The sequence below is a fragment of the Streptococcus sp. HMSC077D04 genome, assembly GCF_001808785.1.
GTDB classification, from domain to species: domain Bacteria; phylum Bacillota; class Bacilli; order Lactobacillales; family Streptococcaceae; genus Streptococcus; species Streptococcus mitis_BX.
This window is the reverse complement of record NZ_KV794545.1, coordinates 1-673: the sequence shown is the minus strand read 5'-3', so window position 1 is coordinate 673 and position 673 is coordinate 1. Positions and strand designations below refer to the sequence as shown.

The 673-nt window shown below is 43.2% G+C and carries 1 protein-coding gene; it reads right to left on the bottom strand.

Annotation, left to right across the window (positions count from 1 at the left end):
* Window positions 1-673 (bottom strand): pneumococcal-type histidine triad protein (locus HMPREF2701_RS07020; protein WP_148130522.1); only part of this gene is annotated, 673 nt, incomplete at both ends.

Genomic DNA, 673 nt, shown 5'->3' with positions numbered 1-673 from the left:
CAACACCATTCGCAGTTTTTCTTGTAATCTGCACCGGATCAAAGACAAGCCCATCTGATTCCACATGTCGTTGGCTAAGTGGCAAGGCATAAAGCTGTTTCAAGAGACTAGATACGTCTTCACTTGGATTTGCTTGATAACTATTATCCACCTGTGGGCTAACACTTGGAGCCCATCTTCTGGTATTTGCTTCAACATTGCTTTGATTCGTTTGTCCATATGAACTACTATTCGATGTCTCTGATGCGCTACTGCTAGAAGAATTTGTTGAAGGACGATACCCAACTGAGCTTGGTTGATTACCTTTCCCAGCTAGGAAGGCTCGAGCTGCAGCTAATTCACTGGCAGACAAGTCACTCTTAGGAATATAGTGGAAATGATTGCCATGAGGAACGATATAGGCATCACCCGTGTCCTCAATGATATCAGAGGCATTAAAGATATAACCATCATCCGTTGTATAACGGCCTTGAGCTCTAGCAGCGACTACCGCTTTATCGCTAGAACCACCTCCGTGATTACTACCGTGTTCCTGCTTCTGACGAGTGATTTCTTCTTTTGTTCGAATATTATCCGCATGAGCTGCATCTTTCAGGTAAACATAGTATTTCCCGTCTACCTTAATCACATAACCCCCCTTAATTTCATTGACAATGTCTGAATCCTTCAACTG